This window comes from Streptomyces sp. NPDC016851 (genome assembly GCF_055562795.1).
In genome coordinates, this window is sequence record NZ_JBVHEP010000004.1 from 265,619 (window position 1) to 278,803 (window position 13,185).

Genomic DNA, 13,185 nt, shown 5'->3' on the forward strand with positions numbered 1-13,185 from the left:
GGGAACCGAGAAAACGTACGTCCAGGAAAACGCCCGGGCCGCGCGAAAAGTTCCCGCGCGGCCCGGTCGGTCCGTCAAAAAGCCCAGTTCGTACGATCGTTCAGCCGCTCAAGAGGCGCTGCCGGCGACCCACTGGCTCCAGTCCATGTTCCAGCCGTTGAGCCCGTTGTCCGGTGACACCGTCTTGTCGGGCGAGTTCTTGACGATCACCACGTCGCCGATGAGCGAGTTGTCGTAGAACCACTTGGCGGGCGTGTTGCCCCCGGCGCCCTGGACGTCCGCCAGGCCGACGCAGCCGTGGCTGGTGCCCTGGCGGCCGAAGGGCGGATTGCCCTTGTTGTACCAGTAGTTGCCGTGGATGAACGTGCCGGACGTCGTCAGGCGCATCGCGTGCGGCACGTCCGGGATGTCGTACTCCCCACCGAGCCCGACCGTCCGGCTGTTCATGCGGGTCTGCACGAACTTCTCGGAGATCACCATCTGCCCGTTGTACGTGGTGTGCTCCGGGCTGCCCGCCGAGATCGGGACCGTCTTGATGGTCTTGCCGTCCCGCACGACCGTCATGGTCTGCGTGTTGACGTCGACCGTGGAGACCTGCGAGCGCCCGACGGTGAAGGTGACCGTCTTCTTCTGCACACCGTAGACGCCGTTCGTGCCCTCGACGCCGTCCAGGTCGATCTTCATCGTGACCTTGGAGCCGGCCTTCCAGTACTCCTCGGGCCGGAAGTCGAGCCGCTGCGCGCCGAACCAGTGCCCGACGACCTTCTGCCCGCTGCTGGACGTGACCGTGATGTGCGACTGCACGTCCTTGCGGTTCGTGATCGCCTTGTCGAAGTTGAACGACACCGGCATGCCCGCACCGACCGTGGTGCCGTTGTCCGGCGTGTACGTCCCGATGAAGCTGTTCGCCGAGGTGACCGTCGTGAAGATGGAGTTCGCGGCGGCCGTACGGCCCTTCGTGTCCTTCGCGGTCGCCGATATCTGGTACTTCGTGCCGCGCTCCAGCTGCTCCTTCGGCTTCCAGGCCTTGCCGTCGGAGGAGATCGAGCCCGGCACGGCCTGACCGCTGCCCGACACCGTCATCTTCACGTCGGTCAGCTTCCCGTCGCTGACCTTCACGCCGGTCGAGTTGATGGAGGCGTCGGTCGAACCGTCCTTCGCCGAGATGGCGATCTTCGCGACGGACGTCTTCGCCGAGTCGCCGCCACCCTTGGCGTCGTCCTTGGCGTTGGCGCTGCCACCGCAGGCGGTGAGCGTCAGGGCGCCGACCATCAGGGCGGCACATGCCCCCAGTTTGCGCCGCGCTGCAATGTCCGGCGTTGTCACGGGCTGCTCCCAGTTCGTGTGATGTGCGTGGTCCGCTCCAGTACGTGGGAGAAGAGGGGCCGGGCGGCCGGTCGGGTTGCGTCCGACCGCCATGAGCGACATCACCGTTACAAGGCGGGGACAATGTCCGGCACTGCTGGGGAGCCGCTGTGCGGTGCCCGCCCGCTCAGCGGCCCGCGTACAGCTCCCCGTAGGACGGCCACGCCCCGCCCGGGCCGTCGACCGGTTCCGCGGCGCGCACGGCCCGCACGATCGCCCGCGTCACGACGTCCGCGCCCGCCGCGAGGATCTCGTTGAGGGCGAGCGGGTTCGCGGCGTCCAGGGCGCGGTCCCCGGTCGCCAGCGCGAACACCGTGTCCCCGTCGTTGAGGAGGTGCACCGGCCGCACCGCGCGGGCGATGCCGTCGTGTGCCGTACCGGCCAGCTTCTGAGCCTGCGCCTTCGACAGGTCCGCGTCCGTGGCGACCACCGCCAGTGTGGTGTTGAGCGGCGGAGCCGAGCTTCTCGCGGCCGTCTCGGTGAGGCGCCGCCGCGCGGCCTCGTGCACCCGCGCCTCCGGGTACTCCACCCGCCCCTGGAACAACTCCCCGTACAGCACCCCCGTCTCCGGATCCAGCACCGATCCCGCCGCGTTGGCCACCACCAGCGCGGCCACCGTGATCCCCGAGCCGAGCACGGTGCTCGCGCCGCCGACCCCGCCCTTCACGACCCCGACCACCGCCCCCGTGCCGGCGCCCACGCATCCCTCGGGCACCGGTGCGCCGGGCTCGCTCGCGGCGGCCGCCTCGACCGCCGCCCGTCCGGTGGCCGCGTCCGGCCGGGCCCGGAAGTCGCCGCCGCGCCCCAGGTCGAAGACACAGGCGGCGGGCACCACCGGCACGACATGCGCCGGATCCGCCCCGACCCGGATCCCACGCCCCCGTTCCTCCAGCCAGGCCATCACCCCCGAAGCCGCGTCGAGTCCGTACGCGCTGCCGCCGGTCAGCACGATCGCCTCGACCTTCCGCACCACGTTGCGCGGGTCCAGCGCGTCCGTCTCCTTCGTGCCGGGACCACCGCCCCGCACATCCACGGCGGCCACCGCCCCGCCCTCCGGGGCCAGCACCACCGTGGTGCCGGTGAGCCAGCCGTCACCGGCGCGGGTCGCGTGCCCCACCCGCAGGCCGGAGACATCCGTCAGAGCGTCCACCAGAGCGTCAACTGTCATGCGGCCCAGTCTTGTCCAGATGCCGGCCCATGCGGGCGTACCCAGGCGGTCGGTCCTTGTCGGCCCCCGGTCACCCGGTCGGCGTCGTCTGTCCGTCGGCTCGTGCGGCCCGGGCCGCCCTGCGCAGGGCCAGGGTCTCTCCCGCCACTACCGACAGCGCGCAGACCAGGCCCGCCGCGAGCACCGCCCAGTCGCCGAGGAACGTGCAGCAGATCACCAGCAGTGCCGTCGTCGGCAGCACCAGCTGCTGGGCGATGCCCGACTTGAAGTGGCGCGAGTGCAGGGCCCACAAGGTCAGCAGGTACAGGGCCGTCGGCAGGGTCACGGCGGCCGACGCCGCCAGCGTGGAGATGTGCGCCTTGCCGACCGTCTGTTCCACCGCCACCTCCAGTCCGGCCCCGATCGCGGCCGCCGAGGCGAAGACCAGATAGTGGCCGTAGCCCCACAGGAACGCCTGCCGGTTGGACCGCAGATGGCTGTGGATGGGCACGACGAAGTAGACCCACCACGCGGCGAAGATGATCAGCAGCCCGCCCGCCGCGATGGGGAGGAGCTCGCCCAGGGCGTCGTTCTCGTCGACGCCCGACTTCACGGCGACCGTGGCCGCGGCGATCGTCTCGCCGAGCACGATGATGGTGAACAGCCCGTACCGCTCCGCGATATGGCGCGGATGCCAGGACGTGGGACGGTCCTTCTCCGCCCACGGCGGCACGCACATCTCCAGCAGCGCCATCACCAGGAACCACCAGGGCCGGGCCCCCTCGGGCAGGAACAGCAGCCCCAGCCAGCCGACCTGGCACGCCAGCACGCCACCGGCGTAGCGCAGGGCAGTCGTCCGCTCCGGGCCCTCGCCGGCGCGGGCCGCCCGCAGCCACTGTGCCGCCAGGGCGAGCCGCATGATCAGGTAGCCCAGCCAGACCACGAAGAACTCGTGCTCCCCGAACGCCCGGGAGACACCCGCCGCGAGGACCAGCACACCGGCGATCTGCACCAGCGTGACGACCCGGTAGAGCACGTCGTCGTTGTCGTACGCCGAGGCGAACCACGTGAAGTTCATCCACGCCCACCACAGGGCGAAGAACACCATCGCGTAGTCGAGGATCCCCTCGCCCGCATGCCCCTCGGCGACGGCGTGCACCAGCTCGATGCCCGCCTGGGCCACCGCCACGACGAAGCACAGATCGAAGAAGAGCTCCAGTGGCGAGGCGGACCGGTGCGCCTCGTCCCGGCCACGGGCCGTGAGCCTGCGCAGCGGCCCCCGGTCGCCGGGCATGCCGGAGGGGCCGGGCGCAGGGGAGGGGACGGGCGGGGGAGCGGAGCTGGACGTCATGGTTCCCAGCACAACAGAAGGAGCGGGGAATTTCACCGCGACTTTCTCCGCGACCGTACCCTGGACGCATGAGCACCGCCCCCGATCCCGAGCCGCGCGCGCCGAAGCCCGCGCTGGTCTTCGACGACCCGCTCGACCAGCAGTCCTCCGACGACACCGACCGAGGCTGGGGCGAGCGCTCCGACGCCGGTGGCGGCGCGGCCGACCTCAAGCGCTTCCTCGACGAGAAGCCGCCCCACCACCTCTGAGCCGCCCGGGCGGCCGTCCGTAGCGCTACCGCCGGCGTTACTGCCGGTCGTGCCCGGAGCCGCGCTGTGCGACCAGCGCGTCCCGGATCTCCTTCAGCACCTCCAGCTCGGTCACCTCGATGACCTCCTGCGCGCCCTCCTTCGCCTTGCGGCGGGCCTCCAGCCGGGCCAGGTACTTCGCCATCGGCAGGACCATCAGGAAGTAGACGACCGCCGCGGTGATCACGAAGCTCAGCGCGGCGCCGAGGACGGAACCCCACAGGATCCGGATGCCCTCTTCGCCCTCGCACGTCGAGCTCAGACACGAGCTGTAGTGGTCGAGGTTCTTGGTCCCGATGGCCCCGACGACGGGGTTGATGATCCCCTTCACCACGGCGTTGACGATGTTGGTGAAGGCGGCGCCGATCACCACCGCCACGGCCAGGTCGACCACGTTCCCGCGCATCAGGAAGGCCTTGAAGCCCTCCCAGACGCTCGGATCCTTCTTCTCGCTCACCTCGGGGTCTCTCCTCGCACGAGCAGCTTGCGGAACAAAACGCTCCGCAACCTACGTCAACGGTGCTCCGAACGGAGCACCTGGGTCCGTCGAACGAGCGACTTGACGAGACCACGGACGTCACCACAGGGTCACCGCCAACCGGGCGGTGGTGCTCGCCCCGGCCAGCCGGGCCGCCGTGGCCCGCGGCACCGACAGCACGACCAGCGCCCCTGTGCCGCTCGCGCCCTCCAGTGGCTCCGGCACCTTCGTCACCCGGGCCCCGCGCGCGACCACCCGGGCATCGCCGCCCGAGACCGTCTCCTCGGCGGCGATGACGTCGACCCGGTCGCCGGGCCGCAGCAGCCGCACGGTGGCCGCGTCGGCGATCCGGACCGGGGCCGTCACCGCCCCCACGGCGCGACGCGTGCGCACGGGCTGCTCCCCGGACGCCGCGGCCGCGTGCGCGGGAGGCTGGGACCGGGGATGCCCACGGGCTCCGTCGGTACTCCGCGGTCCCGCCGCCACCAGCGCGGTCGCGGTGACCGCGAGCCCCACGGCCAGGGCCCGCCGCCGGTTGCGCACGAGCCGGCCGGCCCCGCCGCCGCGTACCCGTACGGGGTCGAACCGCGGCACCTCACGGGTCGCCGGCACCTCGGGGCCGGGCGGGCATGCGGCAGCAGACCAAGAAGGCAGGGTCGGGAACGAGGAAGACGGAGCGAGGGACATGGGGAACCACCACCTGTGAGGAGCGACCGGCTGGCGCTCCCCACGATGAGGCTTCGCGGCCCAGCCCGCTCAGGCCTGTGGACCTACCGCCGCCCTGTGGACAACTCCCTCACCCGAACGGCAACTTCCGCGCCCCACAGTCCGAACTCCAACCCCACAGTCCGCCACCTACGGCAACGCGAACCCCGGATCCATCCCGCCCAGGGCGTTCACGCACAGGCAGCCCCGCTCGTCCTCCTCCGGCAGCCCCGCCACGGCGTCGAACAGCACGCCCCGCAGCCGGTCCACGTTCGCCGCGAACACCCTCAGCACCTCGTCGTGCGAGACGCCCTCCCCGGTCTCGGCGCCGGCGTCGAGGTCGGTGACCAGGGTCAGGGACGTGTAGCAGAGCTCCAGCTCACGGGCGAGCGCCGCCTCGGGATGGCCGGTCATGCCCACCACCGACCAGCCCTGTGCCTGGTGCCACAACGATTCGGCACGGGTCGAGAAGCGCGGCCCCTCGATGACGACCAGCGTGCCCCCGTCCACCGGCTCCCAGTCACGGCCGCGCGCCGCCTTCAGCGCGACGGCCCGCCCGGCGGGGCAGTAGGGGTCGGCCAGCGACGCGTGCACCACGTTCGGCACCGTCCCGTCGGGCAGCGGCAGCCCGTCGAAGTACGTGTTCGCGCGGGACTTGGTCCGGTCGACCAGCTGGTCCGGCACCAGCAGCGTGCCCGGCCCGTACTCGGGACGCAGGCCGCCCACCGCGCAGGGGGCGAGCACCTGGCGCACGCCGACCGACCGCAGCGCCCACAGGTTGGCCCGGTAGCTGATCCGGTGCGGCGGAAGGTGGTGACCCCGCCCGTGCCGGGGCAGGAAGGCGACGCGCCGGCCGGCGATCTCGCCGAGGAAGAGGGAGTCGCTGGGCGGCCCGTACGGGGTGTCGACCTGGACCTCGGTCACGTCGTCGAGGAAGGAGTAGAACCCGGAGCCGCCGATGACGCCGATCCCGGCGTCCCCCTTGTTCGCCACGTTCGCCTTGTTCGCCATGCCCGCACCCTAACCGCAGGCGGAAACGCCGAGGACCCCGTCGCCGAAAGGCGACAGGGTCCCGTAAGAAACAGGCCTCGAGAAGCCTCGAGAAGCAGGCCTTACGCGGCGGTGCTGCTGCTGGTGGAGCTGCCGGTGCTCGACGACGAGCTCGAGCCGGAGCCGGAGCCGGAGCTGGAACCGGAGCCGGAGCTGGAACCGGAACCGGAACCGGAGTCCGAGGACGACGACGAGGAGCTCGACGACTTCGACGCCGGGGCGCTGCTCGACGAGGAGCCGCGGCTGTCGTTCCGGTAGAAGCCGGAGCCCTTGAAGACAATGCCGACCGCCGAGAACACCTTCTTCAGGCGGCCCTTGCAGCTGGGGCACTCGGTGAGGGCGTCGTCGGTGAACTTCTGCACCGCCTCGAGGCCCTCGCCGCACTCGGTGCACTGGTACTGGTAGGTGGGCACTGTCTTCCTCCTGGCACTCTCACTCGATGAGTGCTAACGACGATCCATCTTGACGTATTCCGGCCGTTCAGTCCACTGCCACCGGCACGCGGTGACCCACGCCACGCGCGACGGTGCGGCCCTGGGCGCGTCCCGCGAGGCGGGAACGCAGGGCCAGGAGAGTCGTCAGGGCGAGCACGGTACCGCCCATCGGCACCAGGAAACCGGCACCGTCCCAGAAGCGGTCCTCCAGTTGTCCGGCCACCGTGACGGCGGCCGCCTGGCCGAGTGCCACCGCGCCCGTCAGCCAGGTGAAGGCCTCGGTGCGGGCACCGGCCGGGACCAGGCTCTCGACCAGGGTGTAGCCGGTGATCAGGGCGGGCGCGATGCTCATGCCGACCAGCAGGCCGAGTCCGGCGAGGACCGGCACCGAGTGGGCGGCCCACAGGCCCGACGCGGTGAGCGCGAGCGCCGTGTAGCCGACGACGAGGCGCCGCTGCGGGGCCACCTTCCAGGCGATCGCGCCGCAGACCACGCCGGAGAGCATGTTGCCCGCGGCGAAGACCCCGTAGAGGACGCCGTTGAGGCCCGGTTCGCCGATCGACTCGGTGAACGCGGCCAGCGAGACCTGCATCCCGCCGAAGACGGACCCGATGCCCAGGAACGTCACGATCAGCACGCGCACCCCGGGGATCCGCAGCGCGGAAACGTGCTCCACGCGCGCGTGGCCGCTGCCGCCTCCGACCGAGGGCTGGGTGCTCTTCTGCGCGGCGAACAGCAGACCGCCGATCAGGGTCAGCGAGGCCTCCGTGACCAGCCCGGCGGCCGGGTCGACGGCCGTGCACAGGGCGGTGGCCAGCAGCGGTCCGACGACGAAGGTCAGTTCGTCCGTGACGGACTCGAAGGCCGCCGCGGTGGTCATCAGCGGCGAGTCCTTGAGCTTCACGCCCCAGCGGGCCCGCACCATGGGCCCGACCTGCGGCACCGAGGCACCGGTCGGGACGGCCGCCACGAACAGCGCCCACAAGGGGGCGTCCATGAGCGCCAGCGCCGTCAGCGTCAGCCCGGACAGGGTGTGCAGCAGCACGCCGGGGACCAGTACGGCACGCTGCCCGTAGCGGTCGGCGAGGCGGCCGCTGTAGGGCGCGAACAGGGCCATGGAGACACCGGTGACGGCCGCGGCGGCGCCCGCCGCTCCGTACGAGCCGGTGGTGTGCTGCACCAGCAGCACGATGGAGAGGGTCAGCATCGCGAACGGCTGGCGCGCCGCGAAGCCGGGGAGCAGGAAGGTCCAGGCGCCGCGGGTGCGCAGCAGCCGGCCGTATCCCGGGCGGGCGGAAGCCGTCGAGTTCTTCGACTTCTTCGAGGTGACCGTGGACGCCACGGCCCGTGCCTTTCTGCCGCCTGGTAGCGCGGGCCCGTGAGCGGGCGGCGCCGAGAGCTGTCCTCTTGCGCGGAACTGCGGTAGATGCCGGGGCCCGGTGAGGAGGGGTGACCCGACCGCCATACGGTCGCGCCAGCTCTGCGTCAGGCAGAGTTGGTTCGATCTTGGGGTGATGCCTTCATCGTACAGGCGCCTGGGGTGGCCTGCCTGTGAAAAAGAGCACTGCGGGCGCATCCGCCTGTGAAAGCAGGAGCATGAACGGCGCAAAACCGTCCCTACCGACTCGCCCCGTCCGTCCCGAGCCACCCGGCCAGCTTGCCGCCGTGGCCCACCGCGCGCAGCCGGCGCTCCGTGGCGTCCCGGACGGGATCCGTGGCCACGACGAGCAACTCGTCCCCGCGTTGCAGCACCGTCGTAGGGAGCGGAACGAACGATTGCGACTCGCGCACGACGAGCGTCACGGCGGCACCGGGCGGCAGCCGCAGCTCGGCGACCTCCACGCCGTGCATCTTCGACCCCTCGGGGATCGCCACGGACAGCAGATGCCCGCGCAGCCGCTCCAGCGGGGCCGACTCGATGCCGAGGTCGGCGGCCTCCGACCCGTCGCCCAGACGCAGCTTGCGGGCCAGCCACGGCAGCGTCGGACCCTGCACCAGGGTGTAGACGACGACCAGGATGAAGACCATGTTGAAGATCCGGCGGCTCGCCTCGACGCCCTCGACCATGGGGATGGTCGCCAGGATGATGGGCACCGCGCCGCGCAGCCCGGCCCAGGACATGAGGGCCTGTTCCTGCCAGGGGACCCGGAAGGGCTGCAGGGAGACCAGCACGCTCAGCGGGCGCGCCACCATGGTCAGCACCAGCCCGATGGCGAGCGCGGGGACGATGTCGTCGCCCAGCTCGTGCGGGGTGACCAGTAGTCCGAGCAGGACGAACATGCCGATCTGGGCCATCCAGCCCAGCCCGTCGGCGAAGCCGCGCGTGGCCGGCCAGTGCGGCAGTCGCGCGTTGCCCATGACCATCGCGGCGAGGTACACCGCGAGGAAGCCGCTGCCGTGGGCCAGCGCGCCCGCCGCGTACGCCACCACGGCGATGGCCATGACGGCGATCGGGTAGAGGCCGGAGGCGGGCAGCGCCACGTGCCGCAGCCCCCAGGAGCCGAGCCAGCCGACCGCGATGCCGATGGCCGCGCCGATGGCCAGCTCCAGCAGGATCACGCCCAGCAGCACGTACCAGTGCTCGACCGGCCCCGCCGTGGACAGCGAGACCACGAGGATGACCACCGGGGCGTCGTTGAAGCCGGACTCCGCCTCCAAGGTGCCCGTCACGCGCGCGGGGAGGGGGATTTTCCGCAGCACGGAGAACACGGCCGCCGCGTCGGTCGAGGAGACGACCGCCCCGATGATGAGCGCCTGCCGCCACTCCAGCCCGATCAGGTAGTGCGCGGCCGACGCCGTCACCCCGACACTCACCGCGACACCGACCAGGGCCAGTACCGTGGCGGCCGGCAGGGCCGGCTTGATCTCCTTCCACTTCGTGCCCAGACCGCCCTCGGCCAGGATCACGACCAGGGCCGCGTACCCGATGACCTGGGTCAGTTCGGCGTTGTCGAAGTGGATGTCGCCGATGCCGTCCTGGCCCATGGCGACGCCTATCCCCAGATACACGAGCAGGCTGGGGAGCCCGCTGCGCGAGGAGATCCGTACCGCTGCGACGGCGACGAGCAGGACGAGCGAGCAGACGAGCAGGAGCTGGTTGAGGTGGTGAACAGTCAGCGGCCGAATCCTTCCCTGGCCCACCCGCACGCGCGCGTGGGCTCACGTACATCGCACATGACGCTGTGGCGCATCGCGCCAACTACTTCGTTACCTTACCTAACTCTTGACGATTTCTTGACACTTCCGGGGGTGAGATCGAACGCTCGTCCGGGCTGGTTCCCGACTCCGCGTCAAGGGGCGCAAGGCCCTGCGCCTATCGTTGCTCCAGCGCTCAGTTAAAAGCACAGCCGAACCTGCCGCTCGACTTAGGACAGCAAGGACAGCGATGCCCCCGAACACCACCGCCTCCACGGGTCAGCAGCCCGGCAAGTCCGGCAGGAGAAAGGGGCGCAAAGCACGTCTGACCGTGCTCGTCCTGGTGCTGGCACTGATCGGAGGCCTCGCCTTCGGGGCGTACTGGTCCATCAGCACCGTCCGGGCCTCCTTCCCGCAGACCAAGGGCTCCCTCACGCTCAAGGGCCTCTCGGGACCCGTCGAGGTCAAGCGGGACGGCTACGGCATCCCGCAGATCTACGCCTCCTCCGACGCGGACCTGTTCATGGCGCAGGGCTTCGTCCAGGCGCAGGACCGGTTCTACGAGATGGACGTACGCCGCCACATGGCCTCCGGCCGGCTGTCGGAGATGTTCGGCAAGAGCCAGGTCGACAACGACGAGTTCCTGCGCACGCTCGGCTGGGAGCGGGTCGCCAAGGAGGAGTACGACACCAAGCTGTCGGCCGCCACCAAGAAGTACCTCCAGGCCTACGCCGAGGGGGTCAACGCCTACCTCCAGGGCAAGAACGGCGAGGACATCTCCCTGGAGTACGCGGCGCTCGGCTTCACCAACGACTACAAGCCACAGAAGTGGACCCCGGTCGACTCGGTCTCCTGGCTGAAGGCCATGGCCTGGGACCTGCGCAGCAACATGCAGGACGAGATCGACCGCGCCCTGCTGACCAGCCGCCTCGACCCGAAGCAGATCGCCGAGCTGTACCCGCAGTACCCGTACAGCCGGAACAAGGCGATCGTCCAGGACGGCCAGTACGACGAGCTGACGGGCGCGTTCGAACAGGGCGGCACGAGCGGCACCGGCGGCACGGGTGCCGGCACCGGCACGGGCACGGGCGGAACCGGCGGCACCGCCGCGGGTACGGCGGGCACGGCCTCCGGCACGGCTTCCGGCACCTCCGGGACGGCCTCCGGTACCGCCTCCGGCACCTCGGGCCTGGACAGCCAGCTCACCGGCCTCAGCGACGCCCTGAGCGACCTCCCGCCGGCCGTCGGCGTGAACGGCGACGGCATCGGCTCCAACTCCTGGGTCGTCAGCGGGAAGCACACGATCACCGGCAAGCCGCTGCTGGCCAACGACCCGCACCTGTCGCCCTCGCTGCCGTCCGTCTGGTACCAGATGGGCCTGCACTGCCGCAGCGTCTCCAGCGCGTGCCAGTACGACGTCAGCGGCTACACCTTCGCCGGCATGCCGGGCGTGATAATCGGCCACAACCAGGACATCGCCTGGGGTATGACCAACTCGGGCGTCGACGTCACGGACCTCTACCTGGAGAAGATCACCGGCGACGGCTACCTGTACGACGGCGAGGTCAAGCCCTTCGAGACGCGCGAGGAGACCATCAAGGTCGCCGGCGGCTCGCCCAGGAAGATCGTCGTCCGCGAGACCAACAACGGGCCCCTGCTGTCCGACCGGGCCAAGGAGCTCGTGAAGGTCGGCAAGAAGGCCACCGTCGACACCGCCGCACCCGACAGAGGCGACGGCTACGGCGTCGCCCTGCGCTGGACCGCGCTTCAGCCGGGCACCAGCATGGACGCCGTCTTCGCCATGGACCGGGCGAAGAACTGGACCGACTTCCGCAAGGCCGCCGCCCTGTTCGACGTGCCCTCGCAGAACCTGATCTACGCGGACACCGAGGACCACATCGGCTACACCCTGCCGGGCAGGATCCCCAAGCGCTCCCAGGACGACGACGGCTCCGTCCCGGCGCCCGGCTGGGACCCCAAGTACCGCTGGACCGGTTACATCGAGCAGGACGAGCTGCCGTACGAGTACAACCCGGAGCGCGGCTACATCGTCACCGCGAACCAGGCCGTGGTCGACCCGGACAAGTACCCCTACACGCTCACCGAGGACTGGGGCTACGGCACGCGCAGCCAGCGGATCACCGACCTGATCCAGTCGAAGATCAAGGACGGCGGCAAGATCTCCACGGACGACATGCGCCAGATGCAGCTGGACAACAGCAGCGAGATCGCCCGGCTGCTGGTGCCCACGCTGCTCAAGATCGACACCAAGAACAAGGACGTCCGCGAGGCGCAGAAGCTGCTGGAGGGCTGGGACTACACCCAGGACACCGACTCGGCGGCGGCCGCCTACTTCAACGCGGTCTGGCGCAACATCCTCAAGCTCGCCTTCGGCAACAAGCTGCCCAAGGAGCTGCGGGTCAAGGGCCAGTGCCTGTGGGTGAAGCCGGTCAACACCACCGGGCCCGCCGACGAGGCGGAGGACGTGCGCGAGTGCGGCGAGCGCGACCCGGACCAGGCGCAGCCCGACGGCGGTGACCGCTGGTTCGAGGTGGTCCGCAAGCTGATGGACCAGCCGAAGAGCGCCTGGTGGAAGACGTCCAAGGCGGGCACCCGCCCCGCCGCCGTCAACCGCGACCAGCTGTTCCGGCGCGCGATGATCGACGCCCGCTGGGAGCTGACCGCCAAGCTCGGCAAGGACATCGACACCTGGACCTGGGGCCGGCTGCACCGCCTGTTCCTGAAGAACCAGACCCTGGGCACCGAGGGCCCCGGATTCGTCCAGTACGCCCTCAACCGCGGCCCGTGGGAGCTCAGCGGCGGCGAGGCCACCGTCAATGCGACCGGCTGGAACGCGGCCGGCGGCTACGGCGTGGTGTGGGTGCCGTCCATGCGGATGGTCGTGAACCTCGGCGACCTCGACAAGTCCCGCTGGATCAACCTCAGCGGCGCCTCCGGGCACGCCTACAGCGCCCACTACGTCGACCAGACGGACAAGTGGGCCGACGGCGAACTGCTCCCGTGGTCCTTCTCGGACAAGGCGGTCGAGGACGGCACGGCCGACAAGCTGGTGCTCAAGCCGTGAGCCGCTGACACCGGAAACCGAAAGGCGGGCCGCCCCCCCCGCGGGGGGGGGCGCGTGCAAGTCAGCGCCCCCGCCCCCACCCCCCCCCCCCCCCCGGGGGCCCCCCCCCCGGCACCCGCCCGGCGGGCGGGGCCCCCGGGCCGGGGGC

Annotated in this window: 11 protein-coding genes; 2 read left to right on the forward strand and 9 right to left on the reverse strand. The window is 70.9% G+C overall.

All coding sequences use genetic code 11. The features are described from left to right. Window positions 1-108: 108 nt before the first annotated feature. From ACZ3I3_RS08975 to ACZ3I3_RS08985, 3 genes are all read right to left on the reverse strand, one after another. Complete coding sequence (locus ACZ3I3_RS08975) at window positions 109-1,326, reverse strand: L,D-transpeptidase (RefSeq protein ID WP_467363710.1); 1,218 nt, start codon at window positions 1,324-1,326, stop codon at window positions 109-111. A 166-nt stretch (window positions 1,327-1,492) separates the two neighbouring features. After that, window positions 1,493-2,533, reverse strand: coding sequence for a P1 family peptidase (locus ACZ3I3_RS08980; protein WP_467363712.1), 1,041 nt, complete (start codon window positions 2,531-2,533; stop codon window positions 1,493-1,495). A 70-nt stretch (window positions 2,534-2,603) separates the two neighbouring features. Then, complete coding sequence (locus ACZ3I3_RS08985) at window positions 2,604-3,863, reverse strand: low temperature requirement protein A (RefSeq protein WP_467363713.1); 1,260 nt, start codon at window positions 3,861-3,863, stop codon at window positions 2,604-2,606. A gap of 68 nt (window positions 3,864-3,931) precedes the next feature. On the opposite strand from ACZ3I3_RS08985, the gene ACZ3I3_RS08990 reads away from it, so the two are divergent. Then, window positions 3,932-4,111 carry a hypothetical protein gene (locus tag ACZ3I3_RS08990; RefSeq protein WP_010035397.1) on the forward strand — a complete coding sequence of 60 codons (180 nt, stop codon included), beginning with the start codon at window positions 3,932-3,934 and terminating at the stop codon, window positions 4,109-4,111. 37 nt (window positions 4,112-4,148) lie between these two features. Here the strand turns inward: ACZ3I3_RS08990 and mscL are convergent, their stop codons facing one another. The 6 genes from mscL to ACZ3I3_RS09020 all read right to left on the reverse strand — a co-directional run bounded on the left by mscL (window position 4,149) and on the right by ACZ3I3_RS09020 (window position 9,964). Beyond that, window positions 4,149-4,607 (reverse strand): large conductance mechanosensitive channel protein MscL, encoded by a 459-nt coding sequence (mscL, locus tag ACZ3I3_RS08995; RefSeq protein ID WP_467363715.1) that lies wholly within the window; start codon window positions 4,605-4,607, stop codon window positions 4,149-4,151. 120 nt (window positions 4,608-4,727) lie between these two features. Beyond that, complete coding sequence (locus ACZ3I3_RS09000) at window positions 4,728-5,315, reverse strand: hypothetical protein (protein WP_467363716.1); 588 nt, start codon at window positions 5,313-5,315, stop codon at window positions 4,728-4,730. A gap of 168 nt (window positions 5,316-5,483) precedes the next feature. Further along, window positions 5,484-6,344, reverse strand: a complete 861-nt coding sequence (locus ACZ3I3_RS09005; protein ID WP_467363717.1) for an S-methyl-5'-thioadenosine phosphorylase — start codon at window positions 6,342-6,344, stop codon at window positions 5,484-5,486. 101 nt (window positions 6,345-6,445) lie between these two features. Then, complete coding sequence (locus ACZ3I3_RS09010; RefSeq protein ID WP_467363718.1) at window positions 6,446-6,796, reverse strand: FmdB family zinc ribbon protein; 351 nt, start codon at window positions 6,794-6,796, stop codon at window positions 6,446-6,448. A gap of 67 nt (window positions 6,797-6,863) precedes the next feature. After that, complete coding sequence (locus ACZ3I3_RS09015) at window positions 6,864-8,159, reverse strand: MFS transporter (protein ID WP_467363719.1); 1,296 nt, start codon at window positions 8,157-8,159, stop codon at window positions 6,864-6,866. Window positions 8,160-8,434: 275 nt separating this feature from the next. Then, complete coding sequence (locus ACZ3I3_RS09020) at window positions 8,435-9,964, reverse strand: potassium/proton antiporter (RefSeq protein WP_467363721.1); 1,530 nt, start codon at window positions 9,962-9,964, stop codon at window positions 8,435-8,437. A gap of 238 nt (window positions 9,965-10,202) precedes the next feature. Here ACZ3I3_RS09020 and ACZ3I3_RS09025 point away from each other — a divergent pair, with 238 nt between their 5' ends. Continuing rightward, window positions 10,203-13,037, forward strand: a complete 2,835-nt coding sequence (locus tag ACZ3I3_RS09025) for a penicillin acylase family protein (protein ID WP_467363722.1) — start codon at window positions 10,203-10,205, stop codon at window positions 13,035-13,037. The last annotated feature ends 148 nt before the right edge of the window (window positions 13,038-13,185 follow it).